A 25,183-nucleotide genomic window follows, 5' to 3' on the forward strand; every position below is an offset into this window, starting at 1 on the left:
TTCACCGCTCAGGTTCATGGCTCATGAAGACGCAAGCCCCAATCAATGAGTGTAATTGAACCATCCGAGCAGGCGCTGGGAGATACCGGCGGGCAGGACACTCAACCACCAGCATCCGAAGTTGAGCGGGAAGGGGAAGCTGATACGGGCCCGGTTGCGCGCTGCGCCCTTGAGAATGCGGCGTGCGGCCTTCTCGGGTGGCATCTCGAAGGGCTTGGGCCCGGGCATGGCCTCACACATCGGTGAGGTGACATAGCCGGGCATGACGACGGTGACTCCTACGCCATAGGGTTTGAGCCAGCTACGCAGGCCTTCGCCATATGCCTTGACCGCCGCCTTGCTGCCGCTGTAGCTGGGCGTCAATGCCAGGCCATGCCAGGCCGCCAGTGAGCTGAGCAGTACCAGCTGGCCACTGCCGCGCTGCTTCATCGCCATGGCCAGTTGGTGGGCCATGCCCAGCGTGCCGATCACGTTGGTCTGCAGCAGGCGGCGTGAATCCTCCCAACGCTCTCCCTTGCCCTGAGGGCCGATATCGGTATTCATGCCGGCATTGGCGATGGCGATGTCCGGCACGCCGCGCGCGCAGACTTCATCCAACCAGGTGAACAAGGTCTCTTCATCACATAGGTTGAGTACCGTGCATTCCACTTCGGCGCCCAGCTTGCGGCAGTCGCTGGCGATCGCATCGAGCTTGCGCTGCTTGCGGCCGGTGAGGATCAGCGTGGTGCCCGTATCGGCATAGGCGCGTGCCAGAGCACCGCCGATCTCGCCCGTGGCACCGGTGATCAGGACGCGCCGCAGACGGCTGGCATTCTGCGCGGCTTGCGCACTGGCGTCGCTCTCTGAAGGTCGATGCTCTGCTGGTCGATGATCCGCTCGGTGAGTGTCAGCGGTGCGCTCAGTGTCGGTAGGCGCTGGCTGCTGGGGGGGCATGGCCGTCATCTTTGGTCTCCTTGAATCCCGACACCGAAGGTCGGCAGTTCCCTTGCGTTTCTCGTTATGGTCGGGTGAGAGGGGCTGCCATCATTGGCGTATCTCACCAGTGTTGCGTGGTCCAGCAGTGTTTTTGCATTTTCAGCAGCGGCTCAACATGTTCTCCAGCGGCGAGCGTTCGGCACACAGTATCTTGGAGGCGCCCACCACGGCCAGTTGCATGCCCGGCTTGCAGTAGAAGCCGCCATTGAGCTGCACGGTATGAATCACCGTATTGCGGAAATGTCGGAAGAGCGTCGGGTCAGGGCGCTGGCCCTGGGTCCAGAAGTCATGCAGCGAGCCCTGGAAGGTCAGGCCCGGCAAGTTGAAGATCGGGTCGCCCATGCAGTAGGTCGGGCAGCGATATTGCAGCGCCACGTTGCCGGTCGTGCTGTTGACCGTGATCATGCCCTTGGCCTGCTGGAGCAGCTTCTCCAGATTGCCGCTCTCCAGATAGACGATACGCCCGATCAGGTCGTAGCGGCGCTCCAATGAGCGAATCAGCCCCGGGTAATCCACCAGCCCCATGTCGAGAGGGTGGTTCTTGATCACCAGGCGCGCACCGCGTGGCGCATTCAGGGCGAAGCTCTTCATCACCCGCTGGATGACTTCCTGCATGTTGGCGAAGCGCGAGTGGTGGCGTATCTGGGCATCGGTATTCAGCTGCAGCGGCAGCATATAGTAGGGCGCGCCACTGCCCATCAGCTGATCGATACGCTTGGCGTCACGCCGTTTGTACCAGCGCATCAAGGGCAGACGCGTGGCATAGCCGGCGTATTCCTGCACGGCGTGAATGCTGTGCGGCCGGTAGCGCGGGAACAGCAGCGGATTGGCGGCACCTGCCAGATGGTAGGTGATGTCATGCCGGGCACGCTCGCTGAACGGTGCCTTGAAGCGCTGCGGCTTGGGAGCATCCTCGAGATGTTTGCCTGCCTTGCGGAACCAGTCCGGATCACGCGGTAGCAGTGAGTGGCCATTGACGCCTTCGCGCTCCAGCGTCACCCAGTAGGGGCGGAAGTAGCCCTCTTCGAACACGTGGGTGCGAATGCCGAGGTACTCGGCCTTGAGCACGGCGTCGCGATGCACCGGGCGTCTGTCGCCAAACAGTACCTGATCGGTGACGTGATGCTTGCGCCAGAGTTCGGCGATCCAGTCGCCGAGGTCCTCGAGCTTGCCGCGATAGGCATACGCCTTGTCGTGGCGCCAGTAGAAGCTGTCGCCGCTGTTGAAGTTGACCTTGATGACCTCATGGCCATCCTGCTTGAGCTTTTTCGCCAGCTGCAGGAAGAAGGGTGAGCACACCCCCTGCAGCAACATGAAGACGCGCCGGCGGCCGCCGCCCGGTCGGATGTGAGCAGAGGGTGGCTGCCCCGGAGTGTGGAATTCAGCACCACGCGAGACGTCGGGCTGAGCTGGCGGGCGTGTCAGGACGGCATCATCTGACATCTTGAGCTGGCGCAGTTTTTCGATCGCGCTAGCCACGGAGGTTGCCGGTGAGAGGCTCTGTTCCCCAAGGCTCTCTTGAGCGCGAGCATCCGCCGACATGAGGGCGGATGCTGAAGCGGTGAAAGGCAATGCCAGACGTCCATGTGACATGATTCAATGCTTCCCGATGAATAAGGCGCGATAGCCTCGATAAAGACGGGTTTTCCAAGGCAATGCAGGCTTCAAGGTGCCTCTGCGAAGCTTGTCACGTTTTTGTTCCAGGATCGTGACGACTGTCTCGGCATTGCATAAGTGACCGTGCTCAGGGGCCACATACACGGGATACTCGATCAGAGCGCCAGCCACCAGGGCATCCACACTCAAGTGCCGAGTTCGTCTTGGACACTCGATAAGGTCATTAGTCAATTCCCAGCCAGCATAGAAGGGCAGGCCATGGGTCGTGACGGGCACACCTCGTATCAGGGCTTCAAAGCCCGCGAGCGAGCAGAGCGTGTGTACATGATCCACCTGCTCAAATAACCGACTGATATTGCCGGTGGTCAATTCGAGATCGTACGTCTGGCCTTCGGTCGCCACATCTCCACTACGCCCCCCTGTGACAACGTCGGGATGCGGCTTATAGATCACGTAGCTTTCAGGATGCAATTTTCGCGCCGCCTCAAGCAAAGCCCGATTGGTATGTATCCCGGGACAGGCATGACGTATGGAGGCATCTGACTCCACCTGGCCGACGACCAATATCACCTCACGGCCCTTGGCCATCGCGCGAAGGTCCGGTAATTCATCACCCTCCGAATTGTACTTGCTCAGCCCCAACGTGATCAGGCGCTCGCGTAATTGGCGTGCGCGGCCTAACTCGGCATCGGTGAAATCATGATGCGTCAACCACTGCTCCAGTGTGCTTGGGCAATTGGCGTCAAAATGCATGCCGAGCGGGTCGAGGATCAGCGAAAGTGGCCGCGTGAGATCCACACCCAGACCAACTGAGCGCAAGAAACCGTCCTCGATCCGCCACAGAGCGCCCCCTTGTGCAATGACTGAGGCTTCCAGCTCTGCTGTGGTTCGGCTTGCCCAGCTCAGTACGCGGGTAGGGTGTGGGGCCTGTTGTTCGCACTGCGACATCGCTTGCGGATCATGCGCGATGGTGGCACCCGCTTTCTTTTGCAGCTTTTGCAGTGCGATGGCATCGTTTTTGACGAAGTCGCAGTGCGCCAAGGGCCCCAGGAAGCCGGGCAGGAAATTACGCTTCCAGCGCGAGTACCCCGGCGCTAACCAGTGACCTGCCAGTCTGGTAGCCATTCGCTTCTGGTCTGCAAGCAGTTGAATGACCTCTTCGAGCGTCGCGGCCTGGTGGGTATAGGGGTTGGCATAGCGGCTGTATTCGAGATAGGCCGCGGCAAACACCTGCTCAAGCGTGCGTGATTGACCTCGGCGCGGGCATTGCTGGCGATCATCCGTCAGACCCCAGCCGGCATAGAACGGCATGCCGTGGCAGGTCACCGGCAGGCCTGCCATCAGGGCCTCGAACCCAAGCTGGCTGGTCACGACATGGACGCCATCGACCTGTTCGAACAGGCACCAGGGGTTGATGTCGTCACTCAGTAGCGTGCAGCCAAGCTTGCGCGCCTCCTCCAGTAGATAGCCGCGCTTCTTGCCGGCGATCACATCCGGATGCACCTTGACCCACACCTCGGCTCCCTCGATGGCACAGGCCTCCCTCAGCATGGCAAGGAAAGTCTCCGGGCTGGCCATGCCGCCCACGACAGAAGCATCCTCGGCGGTCTGATCCACGATGAGAAGCCGCTGCTTGCCAGGCTTTCGGGCAGGCAGCTTGCGCTCTGGTGCATGGTTGTACTTGCTCAAGCGATGCATGCGCAGGCTTTCGAGAGCCGCGCGCGCACGGGCCAGCAACGCCTCTGCTTGGCGCGTCGGTGCTTCCTTGATCAGTTGTTCGAGATCGCTCGGTTGGAGCGCATCGTAATAGATGCCCTGATGATCGACCACCATCGCCATGCTAGGGTAACCGGCGCTTGCCAGGGTCAGAGAACGCAGGAAACCATCCTCCAATGCGACGTAGGGCAATCCATGTTCAAGCGCATATTGGCGCGCACGTTTCGCCGTGGGTTTATGTCCCCAACCGACGACACGCATGATGTTTGTCGAAGATTTGTGGCCCGCGAATTCTGGCGCGACATTTATCTTTTTCGATGCACCGAGCTCTGACAAAACATCAGCCTCGCATGCTGCAGGATGTCGTTCTTTTCCTACATTTTTTTCGCTCAGTGTGCCCTTCGGGGCACGTCGCCTAGCAGTGAAAGATAAATTCTTGAAGGCAGGTGAGTTGTCATTGTTCTGACACGAAAGGGGTGTACGCCCTCTTTTCAGTGGCAGCAACTCGGGAATGAAGCAGTCAAGAAGTGGCTGGCGATAAATACCTGAAGAAAAACAGAGCGATGCCCCGGAGGTCGCGTCATTCGTGACATCTGCTGATCCGTGCCGAGCGTGAGAGGCGCAGGGCAGAGCACGCATGAGAAGCTCCCATCCTTGGTTCATTGCCGCCTTCAGCATGCAGGGTGTCCGTTCCAGATAAGAAAAGTGACTGCTTACTCGTGATGCTCAGCACGCCTGGTGAGACTGTCGTGTGAGACCGTTGACTCAGAGTCCGCAAATAGGGAAAGTACGCAAAGTGACGGACGAATTCAATCAAGTCTTTGCTCGCGATATTGGTAGCAGGCAAATCATTAACCTGTGATTTATTTTGTTTGTCAGCTTTTTCACTGCATGCTTCAGCAGTAGTAGTTTTGTTGCTAAAGTGCCACGCTCTGCGATGCATTTTCATTAATGCTTGAGCTTCATATGAACGTGAAGCGCAGGGCTTGACCAGAAAAAGCGGCAGGACGCCAAGGGAACGCTAGTAGATGGAAATCGCGCAGCACATGGATGCTTTTGTCACCCTGGTGGTGACGGTAGGAGTGTTGGCAGGGCTTGTCTGGAATCGTTGGCCGGCGGAGTGGCTGATGATGGCCGCTGCCGTGTCGTTGATTCTGCTGGGCGTCATTTCTCCGGCGACCTTCCTGGCAGGATTCGCCAATCCGGGCATCATGACCATCGGCGCGCTTTTCGTGGTCGCCGCCGGCGTTCAGGAAACCGGTGCGCTGCGCTGGATGCTCGAGCGTCTGCTCGGGCGCCCCAGCTCGCCTTCTTCAGCATTGGCACGCCTGATGCCGATCACCTCGCTGCTCAGCGCCTTTCTGAATAACACTCCCGTCGTCGCACTCTTCATTGGCCTGGTTCAGGGTTGGTGCGCGCGCATGAAGATCTCGCCTTCGCGTCTGCTGATGCCCATGAGCTATGCCGCCATTCTCGGCGGCACCTGCACCCTGATCGGCACCAGTACCAATCTGGTCGTCGACGGCCTGCTGCAGTCCCAGGCCAATCTGCCCGGACTCGGCATCTTTGATATCTCTGCACTGGGCGTGCCTGTGCTGATCATCGGTACCCTGTGGATGGTGCTGATCGGCTGGCGTTTCCTGCCCCAGCGCAAAGGGCTGGTCGAGCAGCTCGGCAATGGGCGCGAGTATTCCGTGGCCATGCGAGTCGTCGACAAGGGGCCGCTGCACGACAAGAGCATCGAAGAGGCGGGCCTGCGCAGTCTTCAATTCGGTTATCTGGCTGAGATAGAACGTTCCGGCAAGCTGCTGTCCATGGTCGGCCCCGACACCATTCTTCAGTCCGGTGATCGCCTCATCTTCGTCGGTGTGGCAGACACGGCGCATGAAGTGCGTGTTTTCCGCGGGCTGGAAAGTGATGCGGCAGGCTTGGACCTGGATCATCACCAGCGTCGCATGGTCGAGGCCGTCATCGCCCCAAGCTCCCCCGTCGTCGGCATGAACGTGCGTGAAGCGCGCTTTCGTACTCGCTATCAATCCGTGATCCTCGCCGTGTCACGTGATGGTGAGCGCATCAACAGCAAGGTCGGTGACATCGTGCTGCGCCCCGGTGACACCCTGTTGCTGGAAGCCGCTGCCGATTTCACGCGCCTGCATCGCTATAACCGCGAATTCCTGCTGGTCAGTACGCTGGATGGCAATGGCATGCCCAATCTGACCAAGGCGCCCATCGCACTCGCCATCATGAGTCTGATGATCATCACGCACCTGGCGGGCATGGCCGAGCTGGTCGAGGCGGCGGTGGCGGCCGCCATTCTGATGGTCTTCACCGGTTGCCTCCCGGCCTCGCAGGCGCGAGCCAGCATCGATGGCAGCGTGCTGGTCGTCATTGCCGCTGCGTTGGGGCTGGGGCAGGCGATGACCGACAGTGGTGCAGCCCAGATGGTGGCAGACCAGCTCATGCAGCTGGGTGGCGGCTCGCCGCTTCTGATGCTGGCACTCGTCTATCTCGCCACGACGCTATTTACCGAGATCATCACCAACAACGCCGCCGCCGTGTTGATGTTTCCGATTGCCATGGCGGTCAGCGAGCAGCTGGGGGTTTCATTGATGCCCTATGCGATTGCCATCATGTTCGCGGCCTCGGCCAGTTTTCTCACCCCGCTGGGCTATCAGACCAACCTGATGGTGATGGGCCCGGGGGGCTACAAGGTGTCCGATTACATGAAGGTCGGTTTGCCGATGAGTCTCATCGTCGGTGTTACCTCGGTCGCTCTGATTCCGCTGATCTGGCCATTCACGGGCTGATCTGGCCATTCGCGGGCTGATCCAGGCTCTGCTTCGTCTGGTAGTCGCTGGCGAGCGTTACCCTTTACATCGCCAGCCTGGCTGGCGAATTCACACTGACAGGAAGACACATGACGGATACGACAGTGAGCACGACCGACAGCACGACACGCGCCATGTTGAATGCGTTGGAGGCCATTGCTCGCAAGGCGGGCGCTGCCATCATGGAGATCTACGAGAGCGGTGACTTCACGGTCGACATGAAGTCGGATGATTCCCCGCTGACCACGGCAGATCGCGCGGCGCACGCCGTCATCGTCGACGGGCTGAAGGCCATGGACGCCGAATTTGGCGCCACACCGATCCTGTCCGAGGAAGACGCGGACATCAGCTGGGACGTGCGCAGTGACTGGACGCGTTACTGGCTGGTCGATCCGCTGGATGGCACCAAGGAATTCATCAAGCGCAATGGCGAATTCACCGTCAACATCGCGCTGATCGAGCAGGGCGTGCCGACCATGGGCGTCGTCTATGCGCCGGCCATCGAGACGCTCTACGTCGGTGCCCAGCAGGGCGAAGGCCAGGCTGCCATCGCCGAGAAGCAGGTTGGCGAGGGTGAGCGTCAGGCCATCGCCGTCAGTGACGTGCCGAGCAGCACCGATAGCTGGTGCATCGTCGGTAGCCGCTCTCACCAGAGCGAAGAATTCAAGGCGTTCGTCGCCGACTTCGCTGCCTGCGATATCGTCGCCATGGGCAGCTCACTGAAGCTGTGCTTGGTAGCGGAAGGGGCGGCAGATCTCTACCCGCGCCTCGGTCCGACCTGTGAATGGGATACCGGTGCCGCGCATGCGGTGGTCGAAGCCGCGGGGGGCCAGGTGCTGAATGCTGAGACCCGTCAGGCGCTGCGCTACAACCAGCATGACAGTGTGCTCAACCCCTATTTCATCGTCTGTGCCAAGCCGGCCGCTCCCTGGGCGTGAGTCAAGCTGCTCCAGAGATGAGTTGAACGATAAGGTAGCGTCACGGGGCTGACTCCGGCATATGTCATTCTCGTGTCAACGACAAGATGTCCTCTTCGCATGGAATGTCATGTATCAGCATCTGCGGAGGCGATAGGGACAACCAGCAGAGTGATCTCAAGGAACCTGTAATGACTGCATCATCCACGGCCGACAAGCTCGGCATCACACCGGAACGTCAGACCCACCTCAAGCAGCTTGAGGCCGAATCCATTCACATCATCCGTGAAGTGGCCGCGGAATTTGCCAATCCGGTCATGCTGTACTCCATCGGCAAGGATTCCGCCGTCATGCTGCACCTGGCGCGCAAGGCCTTTGCGCCGGGCGTCCCGCCGTTCCCGCTGATGCACGTCAACACCACCTGGAAATTCCACGAAATGATCAAGTTCCGCGACGAGATGGCTGCGGAAGTCGGCATGGAGTTGATCGAGCACATCAACCAGGAAGGCGTCGAGGCGGGCATCAATCCGTTCGATCACGGCAGTGCCAAGTACACCGACATCATGAAGACTGCCGGTCTCAAGCAGGCACTCGACAAGCACGGCTTCGATGCCGCCTTCGGTGGCGCACGTCGTGACGAGGAAGCCTCGCGGGCCAAGGAGCGCGTCTACTCCTTCCGTGATCAGTACCACCGCTGGGACCCCAAGAATCAGCGTCCGGAGCTGTGGAACATCTACAACTCCAAGATCAACAAGGGCGAGTCCATCCGCGTCTTCCCGCTCTCCAACTGGACCGAGCTGGACATCTGGCAGTACATCTATCTCGAGTCCATCAAGATCGTGCCGCTGTACTACTCCGCCGTGCGTCCGGTGGTGAAGCGTGACGGCCTCGACATCATGGTCGATGACGATCGTCTGCCGCTCATGGAAGGCGAAGTGCCGGAAATGAAGTCCGTGCGTTTCCGTACCCTGGGCTGCTACCCGCTGACCGGCGCCGTGGAATCCACCGCCGCGACCCTGCCGGAAATCATCCAGGAAATGCTGCTGACGCGTACCAGTGAGCGCTCCGGGCGTGCCATCGATCACGACCAGGCAGGCTCGATGGAGAAGAAGAAGCGCGAAGGTTATTTCTAGGATTCATCCCCGGAAATTGCTTCAACTGGCCAGTAAGGGCCATGTCGCCCCTCAAGGCATGCAGGACTCTACAAATTGACAGGACGAGGGATGTCCTCAGCGCTGGAAGCGTCGCGCCTCATACGCCACAAGACGCTCGCGCCGGGCAGACCTCGTTCGGGGAGAATGACAGTGTCACACCAGTCGACGATGATCGCGGAAAATATCGAAGCCTACCTCAAGGAACACGAGCAGAAAGACCTGCTGCGTTTCATCACCTGCGGCAGCGTGGATGACGGCAAGTCGACCCTGATCGGTCGTCTGCTCCACGACTCCAAGATGATCTATGAGGATCAGCTGGCCGCCATCACCCGCGATTCCAAGAAGAGCGGTACCACCGGCAAGGTCGATCTGGCCCTGCTGGTCGATGGCCTGCAGTCCGAGCGTGAGCAGGGCATCACCATCGATGTCGCCTACCGCTACTTCTCCACCGACAAGCGCAAGTTCATCATCGCCGATACCCCGGGACACGAGCAGTACACCCGCAACATGGCCACCGGGGCGTCCACCGCGAGCCTGGCGATCATCCTGATCGACGCCCGCTACGGTGTGCAGACCCAGACCCGCCGCCACAGCTACATCTGCTCGCTGCTGGGTATCCAGCACCTGGTGGTCGCGGTCAACAAGATGGATATCGTCGACTACTCCCAGGAATGCTTCGACGAGATCGTCGCGGACTATAAAGAGTTCGCCAAGGACCTCGAGGTCCCGGACATCCGCTTCGTGCCGTTGTCCGCACTGGAAGGCGACAACGTCGTCTCCATCAGCGAGCACACCCCGTGGTACGACGATGCCGCCTACGAGGCACGTCCGCTGATGGACATTCTCGAGAGCGTCGATGTCACCGAGGACAGCAACCTGACCGACCTGCGCTTCCCGGTGCAGTACGTCAACCGCCCGAACCTCAACTTCCGTGGCTACTGCGGCACCCTGGCCGCCGGTACCGTCTCACCGGGTCAGCAGATCAAGGTGCTGCCGTCCGGCAGCACCTCCACCGTCGAGCGCATCGTCACCTTCGACGGTGATCTCGACATCGCCTGGCCGGGGCAGGCCATCACGCTGACGCTGACCGACGAGATCGACATCTCGCGCGGCGACATGATCGTGGCAGAAGATTCTGATCTGGAGCCGTGCACCGCCTTCACCGCTGACGTGGTGTGGATGCACGAGGACCCGCTGGTCGTCGGCAAGGAATACGAGCTCAAGCTCGGCACGTCCAGTGTCATCGGTCGCGTCGGTCGCATCATCCACCAGACCGACGTCAACACCATGGCGCGCAACGAGGCGGAGAACATCCCGCTCAATGGCATCGCCCGCGTGCAGGTTGAACTGACCCAGCCGCTGGCCATGGACAGCTACCAGCGCTCGCCGCACACCGGCAGCTTCGTGTTCATTGACCGTCTGTCCAACATCACTATCGGTGCGGGCATGGTCAAGGAGACCCTGAGTGCCAGCAACATCGTGTGGCACGACATGGCGGTCACCAAGCAGCGCCGCGCCGATCGCAACAAGCAGAAGCCGTGCATCATCTGGTTCACCGGCCTGTCCGGTGCCGGCAAGTCCACCGCCGCCAATGCGCTGGAGCGTCAGCTGTTCGCCATGGGCTACAACACCTACCTGCTGGACGGCGACAACGTGCGTCACGGCCTGTGTGGGGATCTCGGCTTCAGCGAAGACGACCGCGCCGAGAACATCCGTCGTGTCGGCGAAGTCGCCAAGCTGATGGTCGATGCCGGCATGATCACCCTGGTCAGCTTCATCTCGCCGTTCCAGGCCGATCGCCAGACCGTGCGCGACATGGTCGGCACCGACGAGTTCATCGAAGTCTTCGTCAACACGCCGATCAGCGTCTGCGAAGAGCGTGATCCCAAGGGTCTGTACCGCAAGGCGCGCGCCGGGGAGATCAGCGACTTCACCGGCATCAGCTCGCCGTATGAAGCGCCGGTGAACCCGGAAATCGAGATCAACACGGGTGAACTGAGCCTCGAGCAGACCGCACTCAAGCTGGTCAATCAGCTCAAGCACTACAACGTCATCGGCTGATGCATTCACACCGATCAGCCCTCGCCGCAAGGCGGGGGCGTTTGCCGTTTCAGGACTTCCATATGACTTTCTCCCGATTCAAACAGCGCATGCCGCATGTCGTGCGTCTCGCGGCAGTGGCAGGCCTGGCACTGGCCATCACCGGTTGCGCGACCTCCTATCCGGAATCCACCGGTGCCGGCAGCACCAACCTGGCCAACCTGACCGGCGCTGCGTCACTGCCGGCGGATGTCTCGTCATTTCTCGACAGCGCCGCCCCCGGCAGCGTGATTGCCGTGCCGACCAGCCCCTGGGGCAGCAACGTCGAAGTGGTCGCCCATGAGCGCTACTTCGCGGCCAGCGGACGTATCTGTCGTGAGCTGACGGTCTCCAATCAGCGTGATCTGCCCAGCAAGGAACTGGCGTGCCGAACCAGCAATGACGGCAAGGCCGGTGAAGGCACCTGGGTGACCCAGCGGCTGGTGACCGGCCTGCTGGAAGAGGCCCGCTGATGCGCTTGCGGCACCTTCTCGCTGACAGGCCCGCCTCGGGCTCAGCGTGGACCGACGACAACAGGGACAGGCTGGCGTGACCGGTACTGACATTCCTGATCAACACTGCACCATTTCTGCACTACGAGGGGCCTAGCCCGATGACAATTTCCAGATTCTTGCTCCGGGCCGGGTGCCTGGTGGCGGTAGCGTGCCTGAACGCCAGCCCTGCCATGGCGGTCGGGCTGGACAGCGGCTCCATCCTGTCCAGTGGCGACCAGGCTTCCAGCATTCCGCAGAAGACGGACAGCGTGGAAGACAAGGCGCGTGCCGACTGGCGCAGTGGCACCTATGGCCCGCTGACGTCTCAACAGCAGACCGACCCGGACTCTCTGCCGCCGTTCGGCGAAAACCTCTTCAGTGGTGGTTTCCGCGGCATGATGGCCGATGGCCTCAACAGCAGCTACACCATCAAGCCGGGTGATCAGATCACCCTGCGGGTGTGGGGTGGGGTCGAGATGGAGTCCGTGCTGCCCGTTGATGCGCAGGGCAACATCTTCCTGCCGGGTATCGGTCCGGTGAAGGTGCAGGGCACCACCAATGCCCAGCTGGATGGCAAGGTGCGCAGCGCCATTCAAGAGGTGTACCCCGAGAACGTCAGCGTCTACACCAATCTGCAGGGCGTGCAGCCGGTGGGCGTCTTCGTCACCGGGTATGTTAAGAATCCGGGCCGCTACGCCGGCACCCCGAATGATTCCATGCTGTATTTCCTCGATCAGGCCGGCGGTATCGACCAGGCGCTGGGCAGCTACCGCAACATCAAGATCAAGCGCAATGGCCGCGTCATCAATACGGTCGATCTGTATGACTTTCTGATCAATGGCGAGATCGCTCGTCCGCAGTTCCGTGATGGCGATACTGTCGTTGTCGAAGAGCGTGGCCCGGCGATCAGCGTGGTCGGGGATGTCGAGCGTGATTATCGCTATGAGCTCACCGACTCGCGTCTGAGTGGCGAAGATGTCCTGAACCTGGCGCGTCTCAAGTCGGGTGTCTCTCACGTGCTGCTACGGGGCTCTCGTCCGGACGGCCCCATCTCGCGCTATCTGCCGGTGGCGGAATTCCGCGGCGCTGACGTGCGCGCAGGGGATGAAGTGCTGTTCAGTGCCGATCAGCGTGACGAGACCATCGTCGTGCAGCTGGAAGGCAGCTTCTATGGCCCGTCGCGTTATGCGCTGCCGCGCGATGCCCACCTGGGCGAACTGCTCAATGCTGTCGGGGTGCCCAGGGGGCTGACGGACTATCAGAGCATCTCCATCCGTCGTGAAAGCGTCAAGGAACAGCAGGCCCAGGCTCTGCAGGATAGCCTCAAGCGTCTTCAGGCCACCTATCTCGGCGCATCTTCCTCGACCACCGAAGAATCCGAGCTTCGAGTCCAGGAAGCCGAGATGATCGAGAAGTTCGTCGAGCAGGCCAAGCAGGAAGAGCCGACCGGACGCCTGGTCGTGGCACGTGACGATGGCAACATCGCCGATGTGCGCCTGCAGGATGGCGATGTCATCACCATTCCGGAAATCAGCGATTCCCTGCTGATCAGCGGCGAAGTCGTGGTGCCTCAGGCCATGGTCTACACCCAGGGCATGACGGTGATGGACTACATCAACAGCGCCGGTGGCTTCACGCAGCACGCGGATGAAGACCAGATTCTGGTGGTGCGTCAGAACGGCGCCGTACGTCGCGCCGAGGAAATCGAGCTGCGCTCGGGTGATCAGATTCTGGTACTGCCGGAACCGCCGACCAAGAACCTGCAGCTGGCCACCAGCATCACGCAGATTCTCTACCAGGTCGCCGTTGCCACCAAAGTCGCAATAGACCTCTGATCATGGCCAGCGATATGAACGGGGACATTAGTCCATCATCAGATCACTCTTCAGGTGACAACAAGAGCGGGCCCAAGGCCCGTTCCGCCTGGGCCGTGACGCGCAGTGTCTGGTTTGCCATGTTCATGCGCGAAGCCATCGGTCGCACCATGACTGACCGCATGGGCTGGTTCTGGATGATTGCGGAGCCGGCAATGCTGCTGCTTGTGATGATCGGTATTCGCAGCTTCATCCGGGGTGACAACCTTATTGTGAATGCGCCATTCATTCCCTGGATGCTGGTCGGCATGATGGGCTTCTTCCTGATCCGTGAGGGGATGATGCAGGGCCTGGGCGCCATCAATGCCAACAAGGCACTGTTTGCTTACCGGCAAGTACATCCTGTCGATGGAGTCTTCGTTCGCAATGCACTCGACGGCTTGATTAGGACCCTCATCTTCCTGCTGTTTATGCTGGGTGGACTGATGCTGGGTACAGACTTCCGTCCTGACAACGGTTTTCAGGCCATCGGCGGCTGGTTGTCACTTTGGTTGTTCGGGCTGGGACTCGGGCTAGTGACGTCCGTACTGGGCACACTGGTCCCGGAGGTGAGCAAGATCATCCGCATGCTCAACATGCCGCTGCTGATTCTGTCCGGTGTCATCATGCCGCTCAACCAACTGCCGCACTACCTGTTGGAATACCTGATGCTCAATCCCATCGTCCACGGTCTCGAATATATCCGTCACGGCTTCTTTGACGGTTATCAGGTGGTACACGGCACCAGCCTGACCTACTTCTGGGCATGGACATTGTCTTCCCTCGCGCTGGGGCTGTTGATGCATGTGCGATTCAAGGAGCGTCTGAAAAGCCAATGATTGAAATTCAGAACCTCTCAAAGCGCTATTACCACTCGCACTACAGTCAGAGTGATGATCACTGGGTGCTGAAGGATATCAATCTCACCATTCCGACAGGCGTCAGTGTCGGGTTGGTGGGGGCCAACGGCGCAGGGAAATCTACCCTGTTGCGCTTGATTGCCGGCATGGATACCCCCCAGAAGGGCCGGGTGATACGCCACTCCAAGGTGTCATGGCCGATAGGTCTCGCCGCAGGCCTGCAGAGCAGCATGACAGGGCGCCAGAACGTCAAGTTCGTCGCGCGCATGCATGGCACGGAATACGACATCAAAAGCATCATCGAACGCGTGCAGGACTTTGCCGAGATCGGCCCGGCGTTCGACGAGCCGATTCGCACCTACTCCTCTGGCATGCGCTCGCGCCTCAACTTCGGGCTGTCTCTGGCCTTCGATTTCGATGTCTATCTCTCCGATGAGGCGACGGCTGTGGGGGATCGCTCCTTCAAGGCCAAGGCCTCCAAGGCCTTCAAGGATAAGGTCGGCCAGGCCAGTCTCATCATGGTCTCGCATGGGGAAGGCATCCTGAAGGAGCTATGTCAGGCCGGCATCTATCTGAAAGAAGGGCGGGCCCACTGGTATGACAGTGTTCATGACGCCATCAAGGCCTATTACGCGGACAGCGATGGCCCTCAGCTCGACAAGATGACGCTGCAGGCACTGCAGAAGCTGCGCAAGGAGCGTCGCGCAGTGATGGAAGATGCCAAACTGGCTCGGGAAGCTGTGGAAACACTGCCGCCGCGCGAGAAGAAACCTTACGGTGATGCCCTGCGCGCCGCGCGAGAAGCACTGCGTGAAGTGCGTGAGGAAATCGAATCTCGCCAGGTCAGGGCTTCGCGCCCCACCGAAGACGCTCAAGGCGAGTGACTCTCGCCTTGGGCAAGGGATACTCAGTAACGTTCAACACCCGCCGCGCTCAAGCGCACGCATCACACGACTCCCATCGATTTCACATCATTGCCGCCGGTGCATTCGGTGAGCGCCTTCAACGGGAATACGCATGACCTCATTTATCAAACGCTATCCGCAATGGGCCGTCGTTCTGCTGTCCATTGTGCTCGTCGGCTTCTATTGGCTGGTATGGGCGGACGACCGCTATGTCTCCAAGGCGACAGTGGTGCTGGAAAGCCCACAGGTCAGTGCGTCCAGTGAAGTCAGCTTCGGGTCGCTATTGTCTGGTAGCCAGACTGACAGTGACCTCTTGCTGCTCCGCGAGTACCTGATGAGCGTGGACATGCTCAAGAAGGTACAGGAAAAGCTCGATTTTCGGTCTCACTACAGCCAGCAAGGTGATGTCTTTGCTCGCCTGGGTGATGCCGATACGCCAATCGAGGAACTTCATGACTATTACCTGAAGCGCATCTCGGTGGAAATGGATGAGTACTCCGGTGTATTGAATGTCGAGGTACAGGCCTGGACTCCGGAATTTGCGCAGAAATTCGCCCAGCTGCTGCTTGATGAAGGCGAGCGCCACATGAATGAGATGGGACAGCGTCTTGCGGAAGACCAGGTGGAATTCCTCGACAAGCAGGTTTCGCTGCTGGAAGACAACTTCGAACAATCCCGTCAGGACCTGCTGGATTACCAGAATAAGAACGGACTGGTCTCCCCGACCCAGACAGTGGAAAGCCTGAACACTGTCGTCTCCTCACTGGAAGCCCAGCTGGCCACCTACAAGGCACGCAAGAGCGCCTTGGCAAGCTATCAGAGCCAGCGTTCCAGCGAGATGGTGCGTGTGGAAAGCGAGATCAACGCCATCAAGAAGCAGATTGATCTGGAGAAGGAACGCCTGGCACGTCAGTCCGGCAATGCGCTCAACAGTGTCTCCAGCCAGTACGAGACACTGCAGCTTCGCGCCGACTTTGCCAAACAGACCTATTCCAATGCACTGGCGGCACTGGAAAACACGCGGATTGAAGCGGCGCGCAAGCTCAAGCAGGTGAGCATTCTGCAGAGCCCGATCTTGCCGGAATATCCGGAACAACCGGAGCGTCTCTACAACGTGACCATCTTCGGGTTGGTCATGATCTTCCTTGGTTTCATTTTCAGCATGTTGGTTATGATCGTGAAAGATCATAGAGATTGACATGTAAGTATCAATAATCAGATTAAATAAGGGGGTATGAATGTCTGTCGAAAGCTGGACTAAGCCAACTGGGTACTTTGATGGTTTTAGTAATGGAATGATCTCAGGGTGGTGCTATGCAGGGAAAGATAATCATATAGCTGAATTGAAAATATTTATTGATGATAGTTATGTAGACACAATTTCTGCTGATCAATATAGAGCAGATTTGGAAGCCGCGGGCTTTAATGCAGGAGTATGTGCCTTTATATGGACTGTCCCTACTAAATTTGCTGATGGTAAGCTGCATTACTTGAAAGTTTATATGCCAAATGATGAGTTGCTTCATCATAACGAAATTAAAATACAAGGATTTATACCAACTATAGATTCTCCTGAGATAAGTCATACCCCCAACAACATAGTAATCAACCCTAGTTTTTCTGAACTAAGCTTGACTAAAAGATTGTTGACTAAAGAGGATGCTTCAATATGTCCATCTTGGCATATTGAAGCAGATAAAGGAAGCTATGGTAATATTAGAGTATGGCCACATCTCTCTGAAAAACTTAACGGTGACCTGTTTACATCGTTATGTTTAGAAACTACGCATAGCTCTAAATTAGTTAGATTATTCGGAGATATCCAGAAGCCAAGTATTTACACTCTCAGCGATTACTTTGTTAGGGTTTCATTGGATAATGTGAGCAATGTATCTAAAAATATTAAAGTTAAATTAGTCGGTGTTGGATTAGATGGCAGAAAAATAAACTACTGGAGCAGTTTGATACATATCCCAGGTATGGCGACATTCGATGATACTATTAGAGTTGCACATGTTAGTATCAATAGGATTGTATCAGAAAAACCAGATAAGCTTTTTTTAATGTTTGAGTTTAAAGATGAATTCAATCTAAGATTCAATTCTGTTGAAATAGAACATTTATTCAGTAACAATAATTCACACTCTAAAGGTAACAATGAGCGTTTTGAAGATACAGTTATTGAATCGCAATATCAAAACTTAAAGAATTTTATCAAGCCGACTAAAACTCTTGTTCCAGAGGAGTTTGATTTGCATGCGTCAGGTGTGATTCCTGATATAATTGTACCTATCTACAATGCGTTGCCATATGTAAAAAATTGTCTTAACTCAATACTAAGTAAAACCAAAATATTTTATAAGCTTATATTGATAAATGATGGCAGTGAAAGTGAAGTTGCTACTTACCTAGAGAGTTTCGCATCCGATAAACCCTGGGTAAAACTAATTCACAATATTGAAAACCAAGGTTATACTCGTTCAATTAACAGGGCGTTGAAAGCATCAAAGTCTGATTATAAAGTCTTATTGAATTCTGATACTGAAGTTACAGAAGGTTGGCTGAATAAACTTTTACATGCTTCTTCTTCAAACGATAGTATCGGTATTGTTGGTCCTTTATCTAACGCTGCATCTTGGCAATCAGTACCGCATACAAAGAATGAAAGCGGTGGCTGGGCTATCAATGAAATACCTAAGGGATACTCGTTAGATTTGTTTTCTGAAATTGTTGAAGATTCAGCTCATACAGATCTCGTTGATACACCTATTCTTAATGGGTTTTGTATGATGATTAAGAAGAAAGTAATAGACCAGATTGGTTATTTTGATGAACAGGCTTTCCCCGCTGGTTATGGGGAGGAGAATGATTTTTGCTTCCGCGCTATTGATTCGGGATTCAATTTAAAAATTTTGGTGAATACCTATATCCATCACGCAAAAACCAAGAGTTTCGGAGTCTCAAAGCGTTCGGAGCTAGTTAAAACATCGAATAACATTCTTAGAGAGCGCTATGGTATTGAAAGGTTTCAGGATCTAGAAGTTACATTATCAAAAAATGAAGATCTGATTGCTGTGCGCTCAAATATACAAGAAAGAGTCAAGGGATAATATAATGAAGTCAATCATATTCGTTTTGCCTGTAGCAGGTTATTCTGGTGGTGCTAATTCAGTTGTACAAGAAGTCAAAGGGCTAGTGAAATTAGGTATAGATGCAAGGATTGCAGTCAACGATAAAAATATTTCTACTTTTAAACAATGTTATGCAACAATATCAGAAGTCGTTACACGTCTGATTGAGTTTAACGGATACAGTGACCTTTCTCGAAAAATAGAGAATGATACAATAGTCGTTGCGACTGTTGGAACACAAGCAGTCGATGTTTTTACTATGGTTGATCAGTTGGTTTTGGGAGGGCTTCAAGTCACTAAGGCTTATTATATACAGGACTATGAGCCGCTGTTCTTCCAAGAAAAATCATTGGAATGGGAAAAAGTACGACAGTCCTACGGCTCTTTAGATGATGTAATTGCTTTTGCCAAAACACAATGGATCATTGATGTTATTAAAGGTAATCATAATGCATTGGTAAATCTAGTTTCTCCAAGTATTGACCATGATTGCTACTTTCCTATAGCACGAACCTATTCTAATGCTACTCATGTTACTGCTATGATACGGCCAGGCACTCCACGTAGAGCGCCGAACAGAACAGCAAGAGTTCTTAATAAAATTATCGCGCAGTACGATAATGTCTCAGTTTCAGTATTCGGATGTGAAAACTCAGAGCTATATACAGCGGGTATTATTCTTGACCCGCGAGTTGTAAATAAAGGACGCTTAACTCGTGAGCAGGTCGCTCAGGAGTTAAGACTTTCAAATTTATTTATAGACGCTTCGGATTTTCAAGCTTTTGGTCGAACAGGGATAGAAGCAATGGCATGCGGAGCAATTTCTATAATGCCTATGATTGGAGGTGCTCCTGAGTTCATCAACCACAATGTGGATGGCTATATTATCGATACTCGGTCAGATGAAGAGTTTTTAAAGTGCCTTAGTTTATATATAGAGAAGAGCACTATTCAAAAGGCCGCTATGCATCAACTAGCATTAAGTAAAGCAAGTGAATTTAGTGTTAACCGGGCTTCTGCATCAATAGCCAAGCTATTTATTTAAAAGGATATACTAAAATGAAATATATATTTATTGCAGGTTGTCCCAGATCTGGCACCTCAGCACTGACAGAGCTCCTTTCTTCATCCGATGAAATTGCAATTGGAATGGAGCGCTTCAAGTATGCATATAAAGATAAAAATATAAATGAATCATTTTTTAGTAAAGATAGTTTTTTTAAATTTTCAGATAGTCAAACAAATATTAACATGTCTCAAGGTAAGTATGTTAAGTATTATGATAAATTGAAATTAAAATATGATTCAACCACGATCAGAGGGGATAAATACCCCATGATCTATAAATTTTATAATAGTTTGACAAATAGCTTTACTCAGAAACCTACGTTTATATTCATCTATAGAGATCTTTATGATGTAGCTGACTCTTTTAATGTGCGTGCAGAAAATCCTAAGGATAGCTGGCCAAAGGAAAATAATTACAAAAAAGCGGTATTTCATTGGAATGACTCAATAGTTAAAACATTGCAGGCATTAAACTCTGGTGTAGATATACTAGTAATTAAATATGAAGCTTTATTTGATGCTACTGCTGATTTGGCTAGCTATAATATTGAAAGGATAATTTCACACCTAGATATTAAAAAAACTGATGATTTAAAAAATACACATAGCAAAATGATGGAAGAGTATGCTGAAAAGGTCAAACCTAAGCTGAGAAATCTTAGCGAAGAAGGAAAGCTATATTTGGATGAAAATATGGATAGGACTACTTTATATGAAATAGAGAAATTTAGTAAAATCTAACTTACGTGTAGGGTGCCGGATGATCAGATTTCACAACGAAGCTATCCTTTGTTAGCCTCTCGTGAGCTCATCAAGCAATTGATTCAGGAAAAGCTTCATGGACATCAAGCTTCATAAGCAAGCGACGACGACACCGAAAATCCGTGCCGACATCCAAGCAGCTCCCTCCAGCATGACGAACAAAGATCTCGCTCGTCAGTTCGGGGTCAGCGTCTCAACTATACATCGCTGGCGCTATCGTGATGATGTCCTGGATCATTCCCACACACGTCATAATCTACTCGCGACTCTGACCTCAAAACAGGAAGAGATCGTCATTGCCGCTCGTGAACTGCTTCGCTTGGGGCTCGATGATCTACTTGTCGTTGCTCGGGAATTCCTGAACCCCAATCTGTCGCGTTCCGCACTTCAGCGCATGCTCAAACGACGTGATGTACCAACTCTCGCCAAGCTGGCGCGTCAAGATGCGAAGGAGGATGAGAAGCCCAAGCATAGGCCTTTCAAGGATTATGAGCCCGGGTATGTGCACATTGATATCAAGCACCTGCCCCAAATGCCTAACGAAGATCATAAGCGTTATCTCTACGTCGCGATTGATCGTGCCACTCGGTGGGTGTATCTGGAGGTCAGATCAAGTCAAACTGCAAAGGACGCCCAGGCGTTCATGAAGCGTGTGGAAGAGGAGGCTCCCTTCACGATTCGAACCGTGCTGACGGACAACGGTAAATCCTTTACCGATCGCTTTACCGTGGGTGGCGAACCTAAGCCCAGTGGACATCACCTTTTCGATCAGGAATGTCAGAGCCATGGCATCGAGCATCGATTGATCAGGCCAGGCAGACCCCAACCGAACGGGATGGTGGAGCGCTTCAATGGGCGTATCAGCGATGTACTGGCGACTCGGCGTTATGACTCAAGTGAAGATTTAGAACAGACACTCGAGCGTTATTGCTGGCTCTATAACCACCACATTCCTCAGAGAGCACTACACCACAAAGCGCCTATAGCAGCAATGAAGGAGTGGCAGGTCGAACGACCTGAGCTGTTTACGCAAGCTATAGTCAATCAGACGGCACCCGACACTTACGTATAGCTTTTACAGTGAGGCATTCAGAATGCATCCATATAAAAAATTACCTCAAGATAAGTTCTGGAAACTTTTTGTAGCTCAAAAAAATTTCTTAGAAATAAATGATTTATGGGATCCGAAATTTAATATTGAATTAAATGATAAGATTGTAAGCTATGGATCTTGCTTTGCTCAACATATAGGCCAAGCTTTAAAGTCGAGAGGGTATAAGTGGATGATATTCGAACGTCCACCGCATAGCTTAGCTAAGGAGAGTTGCAAAGTATATAATTATAATATTTTCTCTGCGCGTACCGGCAATATTTATACAACATCATTATTAAAACAATGGATAGAGTGGTCTATTGATCCGGATAATATTCCCGATGAAACTTGGTTATCAAACAGTAGATATTTTGACCCTTTTCGTCCAGCCATTGAGCCCTTGGGATTTGAAAATAAAAATGAACTAGTTCTTTCACGACTTGAGTGCCTAAATAAGTTTCATACTTCTATATTAAAATCAGATGTTTTTATTTTTACTATGGGGTTAACTGAGTGCTGGATAAATTCTGACAAAGGTTACGAGTACCCTTTATGTCCAGGCACGATAGCTGGTGAATTTAATGATGAATTACATTCATATAAAAATAGCTCATTTAGTGATGTTTATAATAACTTGGTGTCTTCTCTTGATTTGATTCGTAAGATAAACCCAAAGATAAAAGTAATACTAACTGTATCCCCTGTGCCATTAACTGCTACTAAATCTGCTAATAATGTACTTGTAGCTACTATGCATTCAAAATCTATTTTAAGAGCGGTCGCAGGTGAGGTTTCAAGTCAATATGATTTTGTTGATTATTTCCCTTCGTACGAAATAATTAATAGTCCTGTATATCAGGGAGCCTTTTTCAATACTAATAAGAGAGGTGTTAGTAGGCCTGGAGTGAATTTTGTTATGAACTCCTTCTTTATATCTCTTCATGGTAAATACGGCTCACCTTTTAACGTAGTTGAAGAGAGGGAGGTCGCTGATATTAAATGTGAAGAAGAGCTACTCGAGGCTTTCGGAAATGATTAATGTTTGTGTTTTAGGGAACAGTCATGTTGCTTCATTATATCAAGCATGGACTAATATAATTCATGAAAGATACTCTGACGTAAATTTTGATTTTTACGCTGAAAGAGGTACTAAGCTCTATGGTTTATTTTATGATAACGGAGTCATCACTACGAATGATGAAGTGTTGGAAAATGCTTTAAATTTCACATCTAACAATAAAATGCCTATAGATATTAGCTTCTATGATGTATTTATTATTTACGGATCAGGGATTAAACCCTACTTCGCCAGTAATGGATTCTATTCGGAAGCGGTTTTAAATCAGTCAATAAAAGATAATACTAACAATGTGTTGGGTATATACTTACTTAATATGCTGCGCGAAGCCACAAATAAAAAAATTTACTTTGGTCACAATCCTCTAGTGAGTCGAGGGATATCTGAAAGTAAAAAGAATAATGAAGATTATCGCAAAGGTATTTCTTTCATCAATAAGCGTTATTACAATAATAAAAATTCTATGCTAATATCTCAACCAGATATAACAATAGTAAATGGCAGAAATACAAAGCCTATTTATACATCTGGATCTAGAAAATTGTCAATCGGTAAAAAGACTGATGAGGAGTTACATCCGGAGTTAGATAATGTGCATATGAATTCTGATTTTGGCGTGTTATGGTTAGAAGAAACCTTGAATTATATCGAAAAAGATATTCTCTCTAAATAAATGCTGGGGATAGTTAAATGCCAATTTCTGACAAACATAAGCTGCTTTTTTTTACGGTAGCTAATAAGAAGTACTATAAGTTTGTACCTTTATATATCTTTTTTGCTTTATCTTATAATCCCGATTCTGATATAGAGATTGTAGTGGAGGATGTTGAAGACTTTTTTAGTATTCATGGTCCTGCTCTCGATTACATTGATAATAATTTCTCCAGCAAAATAAAAATAAGGGGCTCTGATCTTTTCGGGAAAATAAAGCCTCACACTATAAGATTTCTTGAAGAGCCTGAGTCAACAGAGTATACACATGTTTACATTGGTGATGTAGATATTCTCATCCTGGAGCATGATATCCTAGGGTTGCACTTAAGCCATATGGATAAGAATAATTTATCATTTAGCAATATAGTAAGGCCGAAGACAGTTGCCGATAAATATCCTAGGCTTACTGGTTGCCATTTTGCTCCTAAGGAAATTCAATACCCTATACCAAGCTTGTCTGATTTAGATATTAAAAACTTTAATGACGAACGGATCCTTCATGAGATCTTAAAGAGAAAAGGGGTGTTTATTTCAGTTGAAAATAAATACCGGCCTATACATGGTTTACACATCAGCCCGAATAGGAAAGTGGTTGACTCAACTCGTCCTAGTTGGAATGTCAATAATAACAAATACATGACCGAGCTTTTGTCAGTTAGCTCAAGCGCTCAGTTCAAAGAATACTACCATAGATTGGATGTTTCGTCTAAGTCGTATTTGCTGATTTTAGAGTATTTGGCACTCAATCGTGATGATGAGTTGAATCAGTTTATTGTCGATCATTTTTCGATTTGATTTCATATCGAACTTTTAGCTTTATTTGAATTGAGAAGTTGATTTTGGAGCTAAGCTAAATATGCACAATAAGTTGTTTTTGATTACCGGTGGGGCTGGCTTCATCGGCTCAGCAGTTATCCGTGAGCTGATTCGCTCCACTCAACATACTGTCATCAACCTCGATGCGCTGACCTACGCTGGTAACCTCGAATCTCTGGCGGATGTCGCGGACTCCGAGCGCTATCACTTCGTGCAGGCTGATATCTGCGATGGAGAGAAGATGAAAGCTGTCTTTGCGGAATTCCAGCCGGATATCGTGATGCACCTGGCGGCCGAGAGCCACGTGGATCGCTCCATCGATGGCCCGGCGGATTTCATCGAGACGAACATCGTTGGTACCTATCAGCTGTTGGAAGCTGCACGTCAGTACTGGAAGGGCCTGAAGGAGTCTGATGCCGAGAAGGCCGCTGGCTTCCGCTTCCATCACATCTCCACTGATGAAGTGTATGGCGATCTGGAAGGGCCGGAAGATCTCTTCACTGAGACGACCCCCTATGCGCCGAGTTCACCGTACTCTGCCAGCAAGGCGAGTTCGGATCACCTCGTGCGTGCCTGGCAGCGTACCTATGGTCTGCCGACCTTGGTCACCAATTGCTCCAACAACTACGGCCCGTACCACTTCCCCGAGAAGCTCATCCCGCTGATGATTCTTAATGCGCTGGCAGGCAAGGCGTTGCCGGTGTATGGCGATGGCAAGCAGGTACGTGACTGGCTGTACGTGGAAGACCATGCCCGTGCGCTGATCAAGGTTGCCACCGAAGGGAAGATCGCCGAAACCTATAACATCGGCGGTCATAACGAGAAGCAAAATATCGAAGTCGTCAAGACGCTGTGCGCCCTGCTGGAAGAGCTGGTGCCCGAGAAACCGGCGGGAATCTCCAGGTACGAAGACTTGATTACCTATGTGACGGATCGTCCCGGTCATGATGTGCGCTATGCCATCGATGCCGCCAAGATCGAGCGTGAACTGGGCTGGGTACCGCAGGAAACCTTCGAGACCGGCCTGCGCAAGACGGTTGAGTGGTATCTGGCCAATGAGAGCTGGTGGCAGCGCGTGCAGGATGGCAGCTACCGTGGTGAGCGCCTGGGCACCGGGAGCTGA

General features: G+C 53.0%; 20 protein-coding genes. 17 read left to right on the top strand and 3 right to left on the bottom strand.

Annotation, left to right across the window (positions count from 1 at the left end; all coding sequences use genetic code 11):
* Positions 1-42: 42 nt before the first annotated feature.
* From MKZ40_RS12985 to MKZ40_RS12995, 3 genes are all read right to left on the bottom strand, one after another.
* Complete coding sequence (locus MKZ40_RS12985) at positions 43-942, bottom strand: SDR family NAD(P)-dependent oxidoreductase (protein WP_254627226.1); 900 nt, start codon at positions 940-942, stop codon at positions 43-45.
* Between the two features lie 132 nt (positions 943-1,074).
* A complete protein-coding gene (locus tag MKZ40_RS12990; RefSeq protein ID WP_282627918.1) occupies positions 1,075-2,454 on the bottom strand; it encodes a capsular biosynthesis protein in 1,380 nt (459 codons plus the stop codon).
* Positions 2,455-2,571: 117 nt separating this feature from the next.
* A complete protein-coding gene (locus MKZ40_RS12995; RefSeq protein ID WP_254627225.1) occupies positions 2,572-4,986 on the bottom strand; it encodes a capsular polysaccharide biosynthesis protein in 2,415 nt (804 codons plus the stop codon).
* Between the two features lie 368 nt (positions 4,987-5,354).
* Between MKZ40_RS12995 and MKZ40_RS13000 the strand changes: the two genes are divergently transcribed.
* The 17 genes from MKZ40_RS13000 (at position 5,355) to rfbB (ending at position 25,183) form a co-directional block, all read left to right on the top strand.
* On the top strand, positions 5,355-7,115 hold the full coding sequence (locus MKZ40_RS13000; protein WP_175090690.1) for an SLC13 family permease: 1,761 nt from the start codon (positions 5,355-5,357) through the stop codon (positions 7,113-7,115).
* 110 nt (positions 7,116-7,225) lie between these two features.
* Complete coding sequence (gene cysQ / locus MKZ40_RS13005; RefSeq protein ID WP_175090689.1) at positions 7,226-8,074, top strand: 3'(2'),5'-bisphosphate nucleotidase CysQ; 849 nt, start codon at positions 7,226-7,228, stop codon at positions 8,072-8,074.
* A 170-nt stretch (positions 8,075-8,244) separates the two neighbouring features.
* Positions 8,245-9,186, top strand: coding sequence for a sulfate adenylyltransferase subunit CysD (cysD, locus tag MKZ40_RS13010; RefSeq protein ID WP_282627919.1), 942 nt, complete (start codon positions 8,245-8,247; stop codon positions 9,184-9,186).
* 165 nt (positions 9,187-9,351) lie between these two features.
* Positions 9,352-11,268 (top strand): sulfate adenylyltransferase subunit CysN, encoded by a 1,917-nt coding sequence (gene cysN / locus MKZ40_RS13015; RefSeq protein WP_217485976.1) that lies wholly within the window; start codon positions 9,352-9,354, stop codon positions 11,266-11,268.
* Between the two features lie 62 nt (positions 11,269-11,330).
* The gene (locus MKZ40_RS13020) at positions 11,331-11,759 is read left to right on the top strand and encodes a DVU3141 family protein (RefSeq protein WP_254627238.1); all 429 of its coding nucleotides are present in this window, start codon (positions 11,331-11,333) and stop codon (positions 11,757-11,759) included.
* Between the two features lie 140 nt (positions 11,760-11,899).
* Complete coding sequence (locus MKZ40_RS13025) at positions 11,900-13,615, top strand: polysaccharide biosynthesis/export family protein (RefSeq protein WP_175090782.1); 1,716 nt, start codon at positions 11,900-11,902, stop codon at positions 13,613-13,615.
* Between the two features lie 2 nt (positions 13,616-13,617).
* Positions 13,618-14,472, top strand: coding sequence for an ABC transporter permease (locus MKZ40_RS13030; RefSeq protein WP_254627239.1), 855 nt, complete (start codon positions 13,618-13,620; stop codon positions 14,470-14,472).
* The gene (locus tag MKZ40_RS13035; protein WP_175090783.1) at positions 14,469-15,377 is read left to right on the top strand and encodes an ABC transporter ATP-binding protein; all 909 of its coding nucleotides are present in this window, start codon (positions 14,469-14,471) and stop codon (positions 15,375-15,377) included. Before MKZ40_RS13030 ends, MKZ40_RS13035 begins: the two co-directional genes overlap by 4 nt.
* Before the next feature lie 133 nt (positions 15,378-15,510).
* Positions 15,511-16,596, top strand: coding sequence for a chain-length determining protein (locus tag MKZ40_RS13040; RefSeq protein ID WP_175090784.1), 1,086 nt, complete (start codon positions 15,511-15,513; stop codon positions 16,594-16,596).
* 40 nt (positions 16,597-16,636) lie between these two features.
* Positions 16,637-18,508, top strand: a complete 1,872-nt coding sequence (locus MKZ40_RS13045) for a glycosyltransferase (RefSeq protein WP_175090785.1) — start codon at positions 16,637-16,639, stop codon at positions 18,506-18,508.
* A gap of 4 nt (positions 18,509-18,512) precedes the next feature.
* Positions 18,513-19,574 carry a glycosyltransferase gene (locus tag MKZ40_RS13050; protein WP_175090786.1) on the top strand — a complete coding sequence of 354 codons (1,062 nt, stop codon included), beginning with the start codon at positions 18,513-18,515 and terminating at the stop codon, positions 19,572-19,574.
* Positions 19,575-19,588: 14 nt separating this feature from the next.
* Entirely contained in the window at positions 19,589-20,338 is a 750-nt protein-coding gene (locus MKZ40_RS13055) for a sulfotransferase (protein WP_175090787.1), read from the top strand.
* Positions 20,339-20,435: 97 nt separating this feature from the next.
* A complete protein-coding gene (locus MKZ40_RS13060) occupies positions 20,436-21,431 on the top strand; it encodes an IS481 family transposase (RefSeq protein ID WP_282627921.1) in 996 nt (331 codons plus the stop codon).
* A 22-nt stretch (positions 21,432-21,453) separates the two neighbouring features.
* Entirely contained in the window at positions 21,454-22,491 is a 1,038-nt protein-coding gene (locus MKZ40_RS13065) for a GSCFA domain-containing protein (protein ID WP_175090432.1), read from the top strand.
* Positions 22,484-23,203, top strand: coding sequence for a hypothetical protein (locus MKZ40_RS13070; RefSeq protein WP_175090431.1), 720 nt, complete (start codon positions 22,484-22,486; stop codon positions 23,201-23,203). Before MKZ40_RS13065 ends, MKZ40_RS13070 begins: the two co-directional genes overlap by 8 nt.
* Before the next feature lie 17 nt (positions 23,204-23,220).
* Positions 23,221-24,039: a hypothetical protein gene (locus MKZ40_RS13075; RefSeq protein WP_175090430.1), complete on the top strand. Its 819-nt coding sequence runs from the start codon at positions 23,221-23,223 to the stop codon at positions 24,037-24,039.
* 61 nt (positions 24,040-24,100) lie between these two features.
* Positions 24,101-25,183, top strand: a complete 1,083-nt coding sequence (gene rfbB / locus MKZ40_RS13080; protein ID WP_175090429.1) for a dTDP-glucose 4,6-dehydratase — start codon at positions 24,101-24,103, stop codon at positions 25,181-25,183.

Source organism: Cobetia sp. BMC6, assembly GCF_029991385.1.
In the GTDB taxonomy this organism is placed as follows: Bacteria; Pseudomonadota; Gammaproteobacteria; order Pseudomonadales; family Halomonadaceae; genus Cobetia.

Excerpts from the sequence above, each read along its gene's own strand:
- MKZ40_RS13025 (WP_175090782.1), top strand. The coding sequence starts at position 11,900 with ATGACAATTTCCAGATTCTTGCTCCGGGCCGGGTGCCTGGTGGCGGTA.
- MKZ40_RS13030 (WP_254627239.1), top strand. The coding sequence starts at position 13,618 with ATGGCCAGCGATATGAACGGGGACATTAGTCCATCATCAGATCACTCT.
- MKZ40_RS13075 (WP_175090430.1), top strand. The coding sequence starts at position 23,221 with ATGCCAATTTCTGACAAACATAAGCTGCTTTTTTTTACGGTAGCTAAT.
- MKZ40_RS13040 (WP_175090784.1), top strand. The coding sequence starts at position 15,511 with ATGACCTCATTTATCAAACGCTATCCGCAATGGGCCGTCGTTCTGCTG.
- cysD (WP_282627919.1), top strand. The coding sequence starts at position 8,245 with ATGACTGCATCATCCACGGCCGACAAGCTCGGCATCACACCGGAACGT.
- MKZ40_RS13035 (WP_175090783.1), top strand. The coding sequence starts at position 14,469 with ATGATTGAAATTCAGAACCTCTCAAAGCGCTATTACCACTCGCACTAC.
- rfbB (WP_175090429.1), top strand. The coding sequence starts at position 24,101 with ATGCACAATAAGTTGTTTTTGATTACCGGTGGGGCTGGCTTCATCGGC.
- MKZ40_RS13020 (WP_254627238.1), top strand. The coding sequence starts at position 11,331 with ATGACTTTCTCCCGATTCAAACAGCGCATGCCGCATGTCGTGCGTCTC.
- MKZ40_RS13055 (WP_175090787.1), top strand. The coding sequence starts at position 19,589 with ATGAAATATATATTTATTGCAGGTTGTCCCAGATCTGGCACCTCAGCA.
- MKZ40_RS12985 (WP_254627226.1), bottom strand. The coding sequence starts at position 942 with ATGACGGCCATGCCCCCCCAGCAGCCAGCGCCTACCGACACTGAGCGC.
- MKZ40_RS13050 (WP_175090786.1), top strand. The coding sequence starts at position 18,513 with ATGAAGTCAATCATATTCGTTTTGCCTGTAGCAGGTTATTCTGGTGGT.
- cysN (WP_217485976.1), top strand. The coding sequence starts at position 9,352 with ATGACAGTGTCACACCAGTCGACGATGATCGCGGAAAATATCGAAGCC.
- MKZ40_RS13065 (WP_175090432.1), top strand. The coding sequence starts at position 21,454 with ATGCATCCATATAAAAAATTACCTCAAGATAAGTTCTGGAAACTTTTT.
- MKZ40_RS13045 (WP_175090785.1), top strand. The coding sequence starts at position 16,637 with ATGTCTGTCGAAAGCTGGACTAAGCCAACTGGGTACTTTGATGGTTTT.
- MKZ40_RS13070 (WP_175090431.1), top strand. The coding sequence starts at position 22,484 with ATGATTAATGTTTGTGTTTTAGGGAACAGTCATGTTGCTTCATTATAT.
- MKZ40_RS12995 (WP_254627225.1), bottom strand. The coding sequence starts at position 4,986 with ATGCTGAAGGCGGCAATGAACCAAGGATGGGAGCTTCTCATGCGTGCT.
- MKZ40_RS13000 (WP_175090690.1), top strand. The coding sequence starts at position 5,355 with ATGGATGCTTTTGTCACCCTGGTGGTGACGGTAGGAGTGTTGGCAGGG.
- MKZ40_RS13060 (WP_282627921.1), top strand. The coding sequence starts at position 20,436 with ATGGACATCAAGCTTCATAAGCAAGCGACGACGACACCGAAAATCCGT.
- cysQ (WP_175090689.1), top strand. The coding sequence starts at position 7,226 with ATGACGGATACGACAGTGAGCACGACCGACAGCACGACACGCGCCATG.